11 protein-coding genes and 1 pseudogene are annotated in these 15,039 nt (G+C 57.2%); 5 read left to right on the top strand and 7 right to left on the bottom strand.

The features are described 5' to 3' along the window. The first annotated feature begins 187 nt into the window (after nucleotides 1–187). Both QN378_RS05510 and QN378_RS05515 read left to right on the top strand, forming a co-directional pair. Nucleotides 188–1,315, top strand: a complete 1,128-nt coding sequence (locus tag QN378_RS05510) for an MFS transporter (protein WP_322206857.1) — start codon at nucleotides 188–190, stop codon at nucleotides 1,313–1,315. A gap of 59 nt (nucleotides 1,316–1,374) precedes the next feature. After that, entirely contained in the window at nucleotides 1,375–2,469 is a 1,095-nt protein-coding gene (locus QN378_RS05515; protein ID WP_323546328.1) for a LacI family DNA-binding transcriptional regulator, read from the top strand. A 67-nt stretch (nucleotides 2,470–2,536) separates the two neighbouring features. Here QN378_RS05515 and QN378_RS05520 read toward each other — a convergent pair whose 3' ends face one another. Genes QN378_RS05520 through QN378_RS05530 form a run of 3 tightly spaced genes read right to left on the bottom strand, consistent with a single transcriptional unit; the run spans nucleotide 2,537 to nucleotide 6,674 of the window. Continuing rightward, nucleotides 2,537–4,147 carry a GMC family oxidoreductase gene (locus QN378_RS05520; protein ID WP_323546325.1) on the bottom strand — a complete coding sequence of 537 codons (1,611 nt, stop codon included), beginning with the start codon at nucleotides 4,145–4,147 and terminating at the stop codon, nucleotides 2,537–2,539. 17 nt (nucleotides 4,148–4,164) lie between these two features. Beyond that, nucleotides 4,165–5,952, bottom strand: a complete 1,788-nt coding sequence (locus QN378_RS05525) for a thiamine pyrophosphate-binding protein (protein ID WP_323546322.1) — start codon at nucleotides 5,950–5,952, stop codon at nucleotides 4,165–4,167. Continuing rightward, on the bottom strand, nucleotides 5,949–6,674 hold the full coding sequence (locus tag QN378_RS05530; protein WP_322203106.1) for a ThuA domain-containing protein: 726 nt from the start codon (nucleotides 6,672–6,674) through the stop codon (nucleotides 5,949–5,951). The genes QN378_RS05525 and QN378_RS05530 overlap by 4 nt, the downstream gene beginning before the upstream one ends. A gap of 398 nt (nucleotides 6,675–7,072) precedes the next feature. On the opposite strand from QN378_RS05530, the gene hisD reads away from it, so the two are divergent. After that, on the top strand, nucleotides 7,073–8,356 hold the full coding sequence (gene hisD / locus QN378_RS05535; protein WP_322203108.1) for a histidinol dehydrogenase: 1,284 nt from the start codon (nucleotides 7,073–7,075) through the stop codon (nucleotides 8,354–8,356). Nucleotides 8,357–8,589: 233 nt separating this feature from the next. Further along, nucleotides 8,590–8,738, top strand: a pseudogene (locus QN378_RS05540) (hypothetical protein); the annotation flags it as partial. A 287-nt stretch (nucleotides 8,739–9,025) separates the two neighbouring features. Here the strand turns inward: QN378_RS05540 and QN378_RS05545 are convergent. The 4 genes from QN378_RS05545 to QN378_RS05560 all read right to left on the bottom strand — a co-directional run bounded on the left by QN378_RS05545 (nucleotide 9,026) and on the right by QN378_RS05560 (nucleotide 13,250). Then, nucleotides 9,026–10,105 carry an ABC transporter ATP-binding protein gene (locus QN378_RS05545; RefSeq protein WP_323546320.1) on the bottom strand — a complete coding sequence of 360 codons (1,080 nt, stop codon included), beginning with the start codon at nucleotides 10,103–10,105 and terminating at the stop codon, nucleotides 9,026–9,028. A 5-nt stretch (nucleotides 10,106–10,110) separates the two neighbouring features. Then, nucleotides 10,111–10,902, bottom strand: coding sequence for an ABC transporter permease (locus QN378_RS05550; protein WP_323546318.1), 792 nt, complete (start codon nucleotides 10,900–10,902; stop codon nucleotides 10,111–10,113). A gap of 32 nt (nucleotides 10,903–10,934) precedes the next feature. After that, nucleotides 10,935–11,873, bottom strand: coding sequence for an ABC transporter permease (locus tag QN378_RS05555; protein WP_323546316.1), 939 nt, complete (start codon nucleotides 11,871–11,873; stop codon nucleotides 10,935–10,937). A 207-nt stretch (nucleotides 11,874–12,080) separates the two neighbouring features. Then, on the bottom strand, nucleotides 12,081–13,250 hold the full coding sequence (locus QN378_RS05560) for an ABC transporter substrate-binding protein (RefSeq protein ID WP_323546315.1): 1,170 nt from the start codon (nucleotides 13,248–13,250) through the stop codon (nucleotides 12,081–12,083). Nucleotides 13,251–13,846: 596 nt separating this feature from the next. Between QN378_RS05560 and QN378_RS05565 the strand changes: the two genes are divergently transcribed. Then, nucleotides 13,847–15,025 carry a thiamine pyrophosphate-dependent enzyme gene (locus tag QN378_RS05565; protein ID WP_323546312.1) on the top strand — a complete coding sequence of 393 codons (1,179 nt, stop codon included), beginning with the start codon at nucleotides 13,847–13,849 and terminating at the stop codon, nucleotides 15,023–15,025. Nucleotides 15,026–15,039: the final 14 nt, after the last annotated feature.

The raw sequence follows: 15,039 nt of genomic DNA on the forward strand, positions 1-15,039 counted from the left end.
TGAGTTGGCTATCAGCTTATTTCAGGTTCTCGGCTTTTACCGCTTTCTTGCTCTGTAAAGCCGTCCTGATTTCGAAGACACATTGGCCTAAAAAATTATTTTAAGTTATACGTATAACTTTAATGGTTCGAATTTAGAGGTTTTCGTGTCTTCTCAAGAATCGGTATTGCCGTGCGCCGCCCCGGATATGGTGGCTTATCGGCTGACGTTCCTCATGTCAGGCCTGTGCATGGGCGCATGGGCTCCGCTGGTTCCCTATGCGCGCAGTCGGGCGGGGGTCGACGACGGAGCGTTGGGCCTGCTTTTACTTTGCCTTGGCCTAGGCTCGCTGGTGATGATGCCGCTCGCAGGCATCCTGAACGCAAGGAAGGGTTGCCGATTTACCATGCATATCGGTATCGCGCTGGTATTGCTGACCTTACCGATGCTCGCGACGGCTCGTTCATTCGCCGGTTTGTTGATCGCCCTGAGCATATTCGGCGCAGGGTGTGGGGCGGTGGACGTGACGATGAACGTACAGGGGGTGATGGTTGAGCGTGCGACCAGTCGGTCGCTCATGTCGGGTTTCCACGGCTTGTTCAGCCTGGGGACGATTGTCAGTGCCGCAGGTATGACCGCACTGTTATGGCTCGGCGCCTCGCCTTTGTGGGCAAGCAGTGGGGTGATCGCGGTACTGATGGCTTTTGTCTTGACCTACGGACAGCAGATGCTTGGGCGTAGCGGTGATGAGGGCAGTCCGATATTTGTCAAACCGACTCGAAAGGTTTTGCTGCTGGGCTTGCTCTGTCTGTTTGCCTTTCTCTCTGAAGGCGCCATTCTCGATTGGAGCGCGGTGTTTCTTGCTGACGTACGAGGCGTTCAGCATTCCATTGCCGGCCTGGGCTACGCAGCCTTTGCCGTGATGATGGCGTTGGGACGATTGAGTGGTGACCGGATTCTGCTGAAGCTGGGCGCGCGTAGAGTGCTCATCGGCGGTGGGCTTATCGTCATAGTGGGCTTCGTGCTGGTGGTGTTTGCCAAGGACTGGCTGTTGAACCTGGTCGGCTTCGCGGTGATTGGCACAGGCTTGGCGAACATTGCGCCGGTTTACCTATCGCTGGCTGGGTCTCAAAAGACCATGCCAGGCGAGTTGGCCATTGCGGCGGCAACTAGTCTCGGTTACCTCGGGATCTTGATGGGCCCGGCGGCTATCGGCTTGGTTGCCCAGGCGACCAATCTGTCGTCAGCGCTGCTTGCGGTTGCCGCGCTGATGATCGCAATCATTTTTAGCGCCACCCGACTGGTTCCGAACGTTTCGCCTCAGCGGTTACACTGAGGCATGGTTTTTATTTAACAGACCTCCTGTGAGGTTTCAAAAAGATCGGGAAGCAAGCGATGGCATCCGTTTCAATGAAAGATGTAGCACTGGCAGCCGGGGTGTCTCAGCCTGCGGTGTCCTACGCTTACAATCGCCCCACCAAGCTGTCCCAAGCCCAGCGCGAGCATATCCTTAAAATCGCCGCGTCGTTGGGCTATCCGGGGCCGAATGTCCTTGGGCGAAGCTTGCGTTCGGGCAAGATCGGGGCGATCGGCTTGATGATGATGGACAAATTGTCCCTGGCGTTCGCCGACCCTTGCACGATTGCCTTGTTACGCGGGATCAGCGAAGTGGGTGAGCTGGAGAACGTCGCGTTGACGTTGTTCCCGCTCAATAACAACCGGCTCGTCGGTCGTACGCAAGCGGCCGATCACGGCAGTCTGGCGCTGCGTGGATTGGTGGATGGCTTGATTATCTCGACCCTGCCCGACGACCATCCGGCCGTATTGGCAGTGGTGAAACAGAACATTCCGTTTGTGGTTATCGATTCGCCATTGGTGGAAAACTCTTTCTTTGTCGGCATCGATGATCGAGGCGCCGCCCGCACGCAGATGGAGCACCTGCTTGGCCTTGGGCATCGCAAGATTGGGATCATCATTGACCGCCTCAACCCTGACGGTTATCGCGGCCCGATTGATCAGCCGCGTTTCAGAAGCGCCAGTGAGCGCATTGTCAGGGAGCGGCTTACCGGATACGTGGAGGCTGCGAACGCAGCCGGTTTGGCATTCGAGGACCTGAGTATTATCGAAGCCGGTGGGCTTGATTCTACCTCTGGGCAAACGGCAGCTTTCACGCTGCTGACGTCCAGCGATGTCACCGCCGTGGTGGCCTGCTCGGACGTCATGGCGATCGCTTGCATGAAGACGGCTCACGCGCTCAATCGCAACGTCCCACAAGCGCTATCGGTGATTGGTTTCGACGATATACCTGAAGCGGTGCAGCTTGGCTTGACCACTATTGGGCAGCCGATGGTGGAGAAAGGCGTGTACGCCGCACGGCTGCTGACCGAGCAGTTGAATGCACCGGTCGGCACTCGGCTAGAACCTGAGCAGAAAATTTTCGCCACGAAACTTATCGTGCGGACTTCGACGCTCAAACTGCAGGACGCTTAACGGTGTTCATGGCTCAAGGCTGCGGAGTAAGAACTACTCTGCAGCCTTGAGGTTCACCTTGTGCCGTTCAAGGCACTGGACGCATGAAATTCGCCGCAACCCGCAGGGCATTGGCAGCGATGGTGAGGGCCGGATTGACCGCGGCCGAAGACGGAAAGAATGAGCTGTCGACCACCCAGACGTTATCCAGGTCGTGCATCTTGCAGTTCAGGTCCAGCACGCTTGAGGCTCGGTCCGTGCCCATGACGGCAGTGCCACATTGATGCGAATTCGTGGCAATCCCCATGCGTGCTTTCAGGATCACGGGGTAGCCAGCCTCGCGCATAACTTTACTGATCTTGCCCACCAAACCTTCATGGGCCTTCAGGTTGTTTGGTGTCCAGTAAACCTTGATCGCGCCACGTTGCTTGTCATACGTGACCCGATTGTCTTGCGTGGGTAAATCCTCTGAGGTCAGGTACAAGTCGACGCTGTGGTCGGTGATGTATCGCGACGCAAACTTTGGAAGCCAGGGGCGCATGGCACTGATCATCGGTTCGCGGATTTTTCCCAGCATCTGCACGTTACCCAGGGGGAATGAATTATGCGGGCCGGCGCGGTACCAGTCGTTGATGGCGAGGGTCTTCTGGAAGATCACCTTGTTCTTGCGCCGCGGGTCTACAGCGAGCATGAACGTGCTGTTGTGGACCATGTAGTTGCGGCCCACTTGCCCCGAGCTGTTGCCCAAGCCTTCAGGGTGATGTTCGTTCGCTGACTTGAACAGCAGGGCTGCGCTGTTCACCGCGCCGCATGCCAGGACGAATCGTTTCGCTCGAAGTGTCACGTTGCGACCATCAATGAGGCCATGGGCCTCGGTCACCGTCTTGCCGTCCGTGCCGGTCTTCAGTTGTTTGATCGTGGTGCGGGTCAACAGCCTGATATTGGCGCTGCGCAGGGCCGGTCTCAAGGCGCTGACTTCAGCATCAGCCTTGGCGTCGACGAGACAAGGATAACCATCGCAGGTGGAACACAATACGCAGTCACCGCCGTCGCCATAATCCACCGCAGCAGGCATCACGAAGGGCTTGAGCCCGGAGCGGCGCATGCTCTGTTCCAGCGGTGCCAACGCGGGGTCATGTTTGAGCGCCGGCTGCGGAAAAGGCTCCGAGCGCCAAGGCTCGCTGGGATCAATGCCCGCCAGGCCATGCACCCGGTAAAGCTTCTCGGCTTCGGCGTACCAGGGCTCCAGGTCTGCGTAGCTAATAGGCCATGCGGGGGAGATGCCCTCGGCGTGTTTGATTTCGGCAAAGTCCTCTTCGCGAAACCGTGGAAGCATTGCGCCGTAGAACTTGGTGTTGCCGCCGACGTAATAGAAAACCCCCGGCGAAAACGGTTTATTGGATTCATCCAGCCACTGCTCGGCATTTCGATAGCGGCCTTCGGCGAACACCGATTCGGCGCTCCAGTTCTGTATTTCACGGGGCAGAAAATCCCCCCGTTCGACGATCACGATGTCGAACCCGCTATCGCGTAACGCATGGGCAAAGGTCGAACCGCCCATGCCCGAGCCGATAATCACGACATCACAGTTGATATTGCCATCTGCATCAGGTGTCACCACGTCGAGGGCGCGCTGCTCGCGCGGCACCCCCGGTTGTGGATTCAGCTCTGCATGATGCGAAATCAATGCATCACTCATTTGAGCCGCTCCAATTCTTATAGGTGCTGTTCGGAATTGCGCAGTTCTTGGTATTCGTCCTGACGTTCATCCGTGATGTAGGCAGGAATCGGGAAGTCCCACCAGCCCGGCACCCAAGGGCCCGCAGCGTCGCGATCGGTCGGGATTTCGATCAGTACCGGGACGTTCAGGTCCAGGGCTTCCTGCAGGATGGGCTCGAGGTCTTCCGGGCGCTCCACACGGTAAGATTTCAGGCCGAAGGCTTCGCCGACCGCTTTGAAGTCCGGGCTGTAGGGCGTGCCGTCCGGATGGTTGAACTCGGTGCCGATATGGCGGCTGGTTTGCTTGCGCTGGCCACCGCGAATCGACATGTACCCGGCGTTGTTCTGAATCATGAACACAACCGGAATGTTGTTGGTTACGCAGATTGCAATTTCCTGGGAAGTCATCAGGAAATCGCCATCGCCAAGGATGCACACCACCGGTTGGTTCGGCGCCGCCAGTTTGGCACCGATGGCTGCTGGCACAGCCCAACCCATTGAGGAGAATCCGCCAGACGTCAGGTGCGTACGGGGGGTGTAAACCGGGAAGGTCTGTTTGACCGCACCTTGGGTGTTGCCAGACCCGACCACCACGATGGTGTCACGCGGAAAAATCTTGCGCAGCGCACCTAGCGGACGTTGCGAGGTAAACGGGAAGCGATCGGAGTCACGACGGCCGGCCAGTTTGGTTTCCCACTCGTCCTGATAGCCGCGCAGGTCGCTCATGTATTCTTCGCGATCAACCGTCTGGCCTTTCAAGCCTTCGACGATATGGGCCAGTGCGTACTTGGCATCGGCACAAATACCCACGGTCACCGGGTAATTCTTGCCGATCTCGTGCGGGTCGATGTCGATATGGATCAGCTTCGACGGCGGAATGGCAAAGGTCACCCCCTTGGCATAACTGGACGATGACCAGTCGGTGAAGCGACAGCCCACGGCGATAATCACATCGGCGGTGGAGGCCACTTTATTGCCGCACATCGTGCCGGTTTGACCGACACTGCCAGCGAACAGTGGGTGGTCTTCCGGGAAGCCGCTTTTGCCGTTCCAGGTAGTAACTACTGGAATTTTCCAGGCCTCGGCCAGGGCGAGCACTTCGGCGCTTGCCTCACCGGTAATGACGCCGCCGCCGATCACCAGCACCGGGCGTTTGCAACCTTTAAGCTCTTCAACCGCACGGGCGGTAGCCGCAGGGTCCGGGAAGCATTTGCCGATGGGGGTGCGTTCATCCAAGGCATGAAGGGTGACTTCAGCCGCTTCAGCCTGAACGTCCATCGGGATTTCAATGTGGACCGGGCCTGGGCGGCCAGTGACCATCGCGCTCCACGCTCGATGCATCATGAACGGCAGTTCTTCAACGCGGGTGGCGACCCAGTGACGCTTGGTGACGGCTTCGGCGATTTTAGGGAAGTCGTTGTCGGTGTAGCGTTCGAGTTCCTGCAGCAAGCCGTGGCCGCGCATGTGCGTGGGTGGCCCGCCGGTGATCAGCATCAGGCTGGTAGAGTCGGTGAAGGCCGTGGCCATGCCGATCACCGTGTTGGTTGCACCGGCACCGATAGAGGTGACGGCGGCCATCGGCTTGCCGGACACCCGGTAGTAACCATCCGCCAAGTGAACCGCACTCTGCTCATGAAAAACCTGAATGAATTTGAGTTTCGAGTCTTCTTCGAGGAAGGCGTCGGTGAGTGTCCAGATCCCGTGACCGGGGATGCCGGCGACATATTCAACGCCGTAGTTTTTCAGGGTTTGAGCCACGATCTGGCTGCCGGTCAATTTAGTCATGACAGGATTCCTTGGGTTGATGAAAGTGCGGTGGATACGGCGGACTTCCCGGTGCTTGCTGCGCGCCCGCGGGTCGCCCAGTTCAAACCCTGCTTGGTCAAGCGCCGGATGTTCGGGTCGGCCAGGTTGCTGGTGTCGTGGCCGATCGAGTGATAGAACACTCGTCCCTCGCCCCATTGCCGAACCCAAGCGACCGGGCTGCGATGGCCTTTGATCCACGGGAACGGGTTGCCATCGAAAGTGGTTTCGGCCAGCACATGAATGTTCGGGTCAACCTGCATGTAGTACTGCTCGGACCGAACATCGAAATCCTCGACGCCTTGAGTGACTTCATGGGTGTGATCGATAACGTTGACCTGGTAAGGATGGGGAAAGCCTTCCCCCGTTGGGTGCTCAAGAAATGAGCCGCCCAGTACCCAGTGATACTTGAGGCTGGCGCGAAACGCTGCGCCCGCACCGTGCCAACCCACCAGCCCGGTGCCGCTTTCTATGGCTTCCAGCAGGCGGTTTTCCTGTGAGGCTGTCAGCGTTTCAGTGGTGACCGCATTGTTCCAGCCGATCACGATCAGGTCGTAACCGGTCAAGTCCCTGTCCAATGTGAAGATGTCGGTTGACTCTTCAACGTCGAAATCCAGTTCCTGAAAAACGGTCCGAGCCCATGCAGCAATTTCATAGGGGTAATGGCCGGGCCAGCCACCGTACAGATACAAGACTTGACTCACGGTTGGTCACCTCTTTAAGTTGGGTGTGATCATTAAGTTATACGTATAACCGTTTATTTAAGCTATCACTCCAAACCAGAGTGTCAATGCCTATATCGTGTTTTTAATGATTACGACCAATGGTCTATGAGTGTTTGCGGGCGAGAAAGAGATTTAAAAGGTACGCGAACAGATTCGGTCGATTCAGCATTTTATAACTTAAGGTTATACGAATAACACGATTGCTCGTGCTAGAGCGGTCAGCGCTGCCGCAACTGCTTCAGCATTGCGTCTGTGCTGCGTCAGATCGCGTCATCAATAAGGAAGCTGCGAAGTTGCCTGGGGTAGGGGCGTGAGAAAAGATGGTTGCCAGTGCTGAGCGCATGCCGCGTGCACCAAGAACCGTCTGGAGCCATTTGATGATCCGTTATCTGAAAAAAACTAAGCCCGTCGAAGCTCAAGCCGAGATCGCCGCCCAAGTCCGCGATACGGTTGAGCAAATCATCGCCAATGTTGCTAAGAACGGGGACGCCGCCGTTCGGGAATACTCGAAGAAATTTGATAAATGGGAACCCGCATCCTTCCGTCTGACCGACGAAGAAATTGCCGCGTGTGTCGCCAGTCTGTCGGAGCAGGAAATCGGCGATATCACTTTTGCCCAAGCGCAAGTACGCCGCTTCGCCGAAGTGCAAAAAGCCTCAATGCACGATGTCGAAGTCGAAACCCTGCCGGGGGTGATCCTGGGGCATCGCAACATTCCGGTGAACTCCGTGGCCTGCTACATCCCCGGTGGGAAATATCCGTTGCTGGCTTCAGCCCACATGAGCGTGCTCACCGCTAAAGTGGCCGGAGTGAAACGCGTGGTCGCGGCGGCGCCACCGTTTGATGGCAAGCCTCATCCGGCCATCGTGACCGCCATGTTCCTGGCCGGTGCTGACGAGATCTATTGCGTCGGCGGCGTACAAGCGATTGCCGCTTTCGCGCTGGGGACAGAGGAATTCAAACCGGTCGACATGATCGTCGGGCCAGGCAATGCATTTGTTGCCGAAGCCAAACGCCAACTGTTCGGCAAGATCGGCATCGATTTGATCGCCGGGCCGACCGAAACCCTAGTGATCGCCGATGACAGCTCCGATGTGGAAATCATCGCCGCCGACTTGCTCGGCCAAGCTGAACATGGCGTCAACTCACCTGCGGTGTTTTTGACCAACAGCGCGGAACTGGCAGAAACCTTGCCGGCGGAAATTGAGCGCCAGTTGGCCATTCTGTCGACCGCGGCAGTCGCTTCGGTCGCTTGGCGTGACTACGGCGAAATCATCCTCTGCGACACCGTGGACGAACTGGTCCAGGAAGCCGACCGGATCGCTTCCGAACACGTGCAAGTCATGACCTGTGACCCGCTCTATTTCCTTGAGCACATGACCAACTACGGTGCGCTGTTCCTCGGCGAGCGGACCAACGTCTCCTACGGCGACAAGGTGATCGGCACCAACCATACGCTGCCGACCACTGGCACGGCGCGTTACACCGGAGGCCTCTGGGTCGGCAAGTTCATCAAGACGTGCACCTATCAACGCATTCTTACGGATGAAGCGTCTGTGCTGGTCGGTGAGTACTGCTCACGCTTGTGCGGCATGGAAGGTTTTGCCGGGCACAAGGAACAGGCCGATATCCGGATTCGCCGGTATAAGAAGCCAGTCTGATTGCTGCTGTTTATAGAGTCGGCTAGCGTCGGTGCCAAGCGTCCTCTGTCGAACTCCGAACTAGCGGATCTCACCAGGGCCGTTGGTTAGTTGCTGCACTTGGCAAGCGAGTAGCGAGAGAAAGAGTCGTTTCTCGGTACTGCTAGTCACTCTACCGTTCAGCCAAGTGCATTCAGGCTCCCCATTTTGGGGAGCTTTTTTTTGAACGGTCGAAAAAACTTGTTGTTCCAGGCTTGTCCGAAGAGGTGAACCGTAACGTTTCGGCGATCAGGGATGAGACCGGTGCATTGGTCGAGCAGGCCGACCAATCCGCCCGGATCAGCCAATCCTTGAATGACCTTGCGAACAGCAACAGCTGCTGATGAACAACTTCAAGGTCTAACCCTTGTGGGAGCGAACAAGCCCACTCCCACGGGGGACTTGAGTCGCACACGAATATTGCGCCTGGCAAAGATCCAAACTGTGGGAGCGAGCTTGCTCGCGAAGAGGCCGTGTCAGTCGACATCAATCCCGTGTACACGCAACGCGTTGTCGACCACTGCCATGTAGCGCTCTGGTCAAAAAAAACGCTGGATCATGCGCTTGTTGAAACGCGCATGACCCAGCGTCGACGTTACGGGTAACCCCACTGCTGAGGGCAGCAATAGCCGTTGTTCAACCCATGCGCATTCAGACCGGTATCACCACAAAACTGTCCGGTTTGCAGGTGAGTGCAACGTCAGATCCAGGTGGCAGCGTGTGGGTGCCTGGGGTGGGCAGTTGTTGGCATTTAAGGTCGATGGTGCCGCCGGCAACCGCCACTCGATAAATGACCCGGTTGCCGATGAACGAAGAGTCTTTCACTTTTCCGGCAAAAGCGCCGTTGGCCAGTGTCGCGCCTTGAGCAGGCTCCAGACCGATGGTTTTCGGACGGATAGACACATTGACCGGTCCGGCACCCAGGCTGTTTTTGGCTGAGTGCGCGTATCGACCGAATGGCAGATCAACATAGCCGCTGCTGGTGTCGCTCAGTCCGTACGTCCCGTTGACGATGTTGGTGTCGCCGAAAAATTTCGCCGCGAACAACGTTCGTGGCGACCAATACATCTCCTGTGGTCCACCGATCTGCTCAATGCCGCCCTTGTTCAGCAGGACCACACGGTCAGACAGAATCATCGCTTCGTCTTGATCATGAGTAACATAAACGAAGGTGGTCGACGTCTCTTCGTGGATCCGTTTGATCTCGTTGAGCATGTGGTGGCGAATCTTCAGGTCCAGTGCCGCTAGCGGTTCGTCGAGCAGCAGCACGGCGGGGCGATTCACCAGTGCGCGGGCCAGCGCGACGCGTTGTGCCTGGCCGCCACTGAGCTCGGAGATCCAGCGATTCTTGAAGCCTTCCAACTGCACCAGTTCGAGTGCCTTGGTCACTTCACGCTTGATCTCATCCTTCGGTTTCTTCTTCAGGCGCAGTCCGAACGCTATGTTGTCAAAGACATCCAGGTGCGGAAACAACGCATATTTCTGGAACACCATGTTGACCGGCCGATGCTCGGGGGCCAGGGACGTGGAGTCCTTGCCGTCGATCACGACTTTGCCGGTGGTGGGCTCTTCGAAGCCCGCGATGATCCGCATCAATGTGGTTTTGCCGCAGCCGCTTGGGCCCAGCAAGGTCAGAATTTCGTTGCGTTTGACGATCAGGTCGACTTTGCCAAGGGCGGTCAGGTTGCCGTAGCTCTTGGAGATTCCGGTCAGTTCAATACTGTTGGTCATGGTGATTACTCTGCAGTTTCAGCACGTTCAAGTTCGAGACGACGACGGCGCAGGGTCATGACCAGGCCGGCGATGACGATGATGGCGATGGTCACGACCAACATGAATACCGAGGCGGCATTGATGGTTGGGCTGACAGCGCGGCGCATCATCGAAAGAATCATGAGTGGCAGCGTGGTGTCGCTGCCGGTGACGAACACGGTGATCAGGAACTCGTCCATTGAAAGCGCTACCGCGAGGATCGCGGCACCGGCAATCGTCGGGCCGATGATCGGCAGCGTTACCAGCCAGAACGCTTTGAGCGGAGTTGCGCCGAGGTCACGCGCTGCTTCTTCGAACGACAGATCGAAGTACTCCAGGCGTGAACGCACGGACTCGACGAAGAACGGAAAGGTGAACAGCGTGTGGCCGATCACCACGGTCAGCAACGAGCGGGGCAAGCCGATCAACGAGAAGAAAATCACCAGCGCGATTCCCAGGAATAAACCGGGCAGGGCGATAGGGGCGAAGTTCATGAACGCAAACACCGACTTCACCCGGCCTTTCATGCGCATCAGCGCCAGTGCCGAGAACGTGCCCAGTAGAGTGGTGATAATGGTTGAGCCGGCCGCAACGATCGCGCTGTTGGTCAGTGCCGACATGAAGTCCGAACTGCTGAACAACGCTTTATACCATTGGGTGGAGAAACCCTCGAACGGGAACGACAGCGAGGCAGATGAGTGAAAGCTGAACAGCGTGATAATCGCGATGGGCGCGTAGAGAAAGAGCATGTAAACGTAAGTGAAGAGTCTGATCATGGCGGTCACCTTGTATTTTTTATTGGCGGCATTCAGTCGTGGTAACGCTTGCCGGGCGCCAGGTTGGTGGCCCGCAACACGCCTAACAGCAGCGCATAAACCAGCATGAAGACAAGCAGCAACAGGTATGCCATCGCCGCACCCAGCGGCCAGTTACCAACCGAGCGGAACTGGTTGGCGATCACCAGGCCCGTGGTCATCGCGTCTCTGCCACCCAGCAATTGGGGGGTGACGTAGTCACTGGCAGCGAGGACAAAGGTGAACATGAACGAGCTGACGATGCTCTTGTGCGCCATCGGCATGATTACGCGCCACAAAATTGTCGAGCCACTGGCGCCCAGATCGGCGGCGGCTTCGAGGTAATCCTTCTTGATATCGCGCAAGCCCGACACCAGCAATAAAAGGGTGAAGGGCAGCATGATGTGCACCAGGGTCAACACCACAGAGAACTTGCTGAACACCAGCCAGTCCAGTGGCTGATCAATCAGCCCGAGGTGCGTCAGGGTGGAGTTGATCACGCCGTTGGTGCCCAGGATCGAGCGCCAGGCATAGACCCGCACCAGGTAACTCGAGAACCATGAGATCAAGGCCAGGTACAGGACGGCGTTGGAGCGCGTGCGATAAACAATGTAATAAGCGACTGGGGCACTGATGACCGTCGATAGCACGGCGGTCCAGAAGCCGTTTTGCAGCGCAATCCACAACGAGTCATAGAACCCGCTGGCACTCAGGGCTCTCGCATAGTTAGTTAGGGTATGGGCGGGTACCATGCTGAAGGTTTTGGCGGTCCAGAAACTGGCGACCAGCAGCAACATCGATGGGATGAGAAAGAACACAACCAGGAAGAACAAGGGTGGCGACGCCAACAAATACCCGCTCAGAGTTTTCTTGTCGATTTTCAAGTGTTTACCGGTCGGCGAATCCACTTCATCAAGAAGGATGGGCTCGCTGTTGTTGACTACGTTCATCATGAGTTTGCCTTTGCTTTTTGTTTCGATAACGAGGGCGCCTTGGCGAGCGCCTGCACGGTGTGGCAGGGGTGTTTTCTGAACCGTAAAAACGGCGCCGACAGGCCATTCCATCGCCTCTATCGAGCCGAGGAGCGCGTGTCCGCAAACACGCACCCTCAGGTAACAGTCCGTTCACCGATCTTTCAGTACTCCGGCTTGTCGATAGCTCTAGAACGAGCCTTTGAAGTTCGCCCACTGATCGATCCATTCAGCATAGGTCACATATTTATCGGAGCTCAGGGGTGGCTGGCCGTAGAGTTTCGATTTCTCGAAAAAGCTGTCCAGGTTTGCGTAGTCGAAGGTGTTTCTCAGGTCAGCCGCGAGCAGGGGTACGGCTTTGGTGTTGACCACACCAGAGAACATGGTGGTGGCCATCTTGGCCTGGGTTTCAGCCTCAAGCGTCTTGTTGATGAACTCGAGCGCCAGCGGTATGTCCTTAGCCGTTTTCGGGATAAACAAGGCATCGCACCAGAGCGCCGCGCCTTCTTTCGGAACGGACAACGCGGTGGTGACGCCGCGCTTGATTGTTTCGCTCGGGGTGTTGGCGGACGCCGAGAACACCGCGTCAACTTCACCCGACACCAGCAGGGAAACGGCGTCGCCCGAGGATGCAGCGAAGACTCGGCATTGATCGCGATACGGCTTCAGTTTCTCGAATGCATCGTCGAACTCGGCACGGGTCAGGTTGGGGAACTTGTCGCCGTAGCCGGCAATGATCGCGATGAGTGACCAGTTAGAGGTGCCGTCATCGACGAAGGTCAGTTTGCCCTTTAATTTCGGGTCCAATAGATCCTTGTATTCAGCAGGTTTTTTGACGTTCTTAGGGTTGTAGACAATGGTGTTCATGCCCCACAGCAGCGGGACGCCCCATTGCTTGCCATCCCAGAACCAGCGTTTGCCTTTATAGAACAGCGCAACAGTATTCTCCGCCGAATAGTTGGGGATCTTCGAGGTGTCGATTGCCTTGAGCAGGCCCATTTCCTGGTAGATGGTCTCGTAGCCCAACGCATACATGGTCAAGTCAAGCTGCACCGGGTCGGACCCGGCCAGGCGAGCGGTAATGTCGTCCTGGTTGCTGGCATAACTTGAACGAACGCTTATGCCACGCTGCTTGCGCCACTCAGCCAGTTCCGCTTCTCCGGTTTCACCTTCCCAGCCCAGGATTTCCAGATGGCCTGCGTTGGCGGCAAATGCGCTCGGCACAAAAGACCCCATGTATAACCCGGCGGCAGAGGCGGCTGCGCCAAGCAAAAACGTGCGGCGCTTCAACGTCATTGAGCTGATCGAGTCCAAGTCAATGCCGGCCAGTCCATAACCCGTCTCTGTTTCTTTTTTCATTTTGAGTTCCTGCCTAGGGTGGTTGTGAGCAAACGATTAGCGACGTGCAATGGCGCGGGCTCGGCGAGTATCACCGGACACATCCTTTTGCATGCAGTCATGTACATCGGCAGAGTTATGGCCAGCAGTGTTTCCACCCAGCTGGGGAGGTTGGCGGCGCTGTAATGCCTGGTTGAGAGAGCATTGCGCAATTGGCCTCCACTGTTCCGATTGACTCTTCCTTGGCTGAGCGGCGCAGCGCTTTCCTCAAGTTGCAAGGTCAAGACTTGAAGCGGCGCGCCCAGCGCTTGATAGGCTCGGCTTGTTGTTTTCATGGTTCGAGTATTGGCCTGGCGCGCAGGGCACTCAATTTCGCAGCCCCTTTAAAAGCGACGCACACTGACGCATCAAAGTGACCTAATCGGCGCAGCCGCCGCCTGATGACGACAGGTGGCCCTGAGCCTGTAGCGGACAATTACCTGCGTCAACCTGCGTCTCTTTTACGGGAGCTGCGAAATTGAGCCGAGCGGGTGCCAGGCGAATACTCCGATAGCGGTCCTGAGAAGGGCTAGGTGTATCCGTTATGACGCCTGCGTCTGTTTGATTGGAGTGTTTCTGTGAAACTCACAGGTGGCCAGATTGTTGCGAAAGCGCTGAAAGCCAATGGTGTCGACTACGTCGCCGGCATGCCGGCTGATGGTGTGTGGGCCCTAGTGGAGGCGTTGCTGACGCCGGGTACTGACATCCCGTTTATTCAAGTGATGCAGGAGCAAAGTGCCGTGCACCTTGCCGACGGTTACTTCCGTGCCTGTGGTCGCCCGATGGCGGTGCTGCTGCCGGTGCCTCTGGGCGTTTCGAAAGCCCTGGGCGGTGTCGCGGCGGCATTGGCGGATTCGTCTGCGATGTTAATCATCAGTGGAGGCAGTGTCGAGTACGGAGGCCATCCGCCTGAAGACACGCCGTTGCGGACCACGAAAGAGCAGATGCAGGTCTCGGCGATTGAACAGTTGCCGCACGCCCTGCGTCATTCGTTCGATACGATGCTCAGTCGCGTCGTTCCGGTCAGCCTGAAGATTCCGGCCGCCGTGCAGAACGCCACGATCGACGTCAGCCTGGGGCCTGCTACTTTTCGGTCGAGCAGCGAATTACAACGTGCGGATCTTGGGTTCAAAACAACCGCATCGCCTAAAGATCGAACGCCGCGCTGGCGCGCCGACAGCCTCAGTGACGCCGCCCCCATGCTTGCTCAACGACCTTTGGCCGAGCTCCGCTTGGTGCTGGAAAGGGATGCGATTCTAGTGGTCGGATCGGGGAGTATTCAGGCACTGATCAGAGAGATGATTCCCGTCTATTACCCCAAGAGTCATTTGTACGCCTCCAGTGTCGGCATGGTCGGTTGGGCGGTGCCAGCGGCTATCGGCGCAAAGCTCGCGATGCCGGCACGTCAGGTGGTTTGTGCCGTGGGAGACGGGGACTTCTTGCAGTCGATGCAGGAAATGGCGGTGTGCGTGATGCACAGTATTCCCGTGGTGTTTCTGGTCTTCAACAACAGCGGATATGTGTCATTGAGCGATGTGCAGACGTCGGTCGTCGAGCAGCATCGCGCCGGTGAGTTCAATCTGCCGGATGGCAAACCTTACTCGCCGGACTTCGCCGGCATCGCGAGGAATTTTGGTCTGGAAGCGTGGCGGGTCGAGCACGCTTCGCAGGTCAATCCCACCTTTATCAAGGCGCTGAACAGCAAAGGTCCGTCGTTGGTCGAAGTGATCACTGCGCGCAGTTCGCGTGTGAACTAATCAAATCTACTTAA

This window comes from Pseudomonas sp. 10S5, from assembly GCF_035019745.1.
Taxonomy (GTDB): domain Bacteria; phylum Pseudomonadota; class Gammaproteobacteria; order Pseudomonadales; family Pseudomonadaceae; genus Aquipseudomonas.

Bases quoted from the DNA above. Each gene is read 5' to 3' on its own strand.
- QN378_RS05510 (WP_322206857.1), top strand. From the start codon at position 188: ATGGTGGCTTATCGGCTGACGTTCCTCATGTCAGGCCTGTGCATGGGC.
- QN378_RS05515 (WP_323546328.1), top strand. From the start codon at position 1,375: ATGGCATCCGTTTCAATGAAAGATGTAGCACTGGCAGCCGGGGTGTCT.
- QN378_RS05520 (WP_323546325.1), bottom strand. From the start codon at position 4,147: ATGAGTGATGCATTGATTTCGCATCATGCAGAGCTGAATCCACAACCG.
- QN378_RS05525 (WP_323546322.1), bottom strand. From the start codon at position 5,952: ATGACTAAATTGACCGGCAGCCAGATCGTGGCTCAAACCCTGAAAAAC.
- hisD (WP_322203108.1), top strand. From the start codon at position 7,073: ATGATCCGTTATCTGAAAAAAACTAAGCCCGTCGAAGCTCAAGCCGAG.
- QN378_RS05545 (WP_323546320.1), bottom strand. From the start codon at position 10,105: ATGACCAACAGTATTGAACTGACCGGAATCTCCAAGAGCTACGGCAAC.
- QN378_RS05550 (WP_323546318.1), bottom strand. From the start codon at position 10,902: ATGATCAGACTCTTCACTTACGTTTACATGCTCTTTCTCTACGCGCCC.
- QN378_RS05555 (WP_323546316.1), bottom strand. From the start codon at position 11,873: ATGATGAACGTAGTCAACAACAGCGAGCCCATCCTTCTTGATGAAGTG.
- QN378_RS05560 (WP_323546315.1), bottom strand. From the start codon at position 13,250: ATGAAAAAAGAAACAGAGACGGGTTATGGACTGGCCGGCATTGACTTG.